The sequence below is a fragment of the Fructilactobacillus sp. X2R5C3 genome (assembly GCF_059901325.1).
Genome location: NZ_JBWXUY010000017.1, coordinates 1 through 271, shown reverse-complemented (window position 1 = coordinate 271; position 271 = coordinate 1). Strand labels below are relative to the sequence as shown.

At 35.8% G+C, this 271-nt stretch carries 1 protein-coding gene; it reads left to right on the top strand.

Annotation, left to right across the window (positions count from 1 at the left end):
- Window positions 1–22 precede the first annotated feature (22 nt).
- Window positions 23–271, top strand: a 249-nt coding sequence (locus tag AC6UDE_RS06975; RefSeq protein WP_500697029.1) for a hypothetical protein, incomplete at its 3' end; no start/stop codon positions are given.

Genomic DNA, 271 nt, shown 5'->3' with positions numbered 1-271 from the left:
CCTTTACACCAAAACAGCTCGGTTGAGAGGCGATAAAGGTAATTTAATCGATTTTAACGGTGATAGTATAAAGCTAAATGATCCACGAAATTTATTGCGTAAAGGTAAATGGCAAGGCTTTGCTGAGGTCGATTTTATTGGCCAAGATAAACAAACTTATCGGGCACGATATGCTATTCAACGAGCACATAAAAAAGTAACTGGTAAATTAAAAACCGCCGAACACAGTTTATATACTTTACCTGATGAAACTTTAATTGCAGATAAAAGC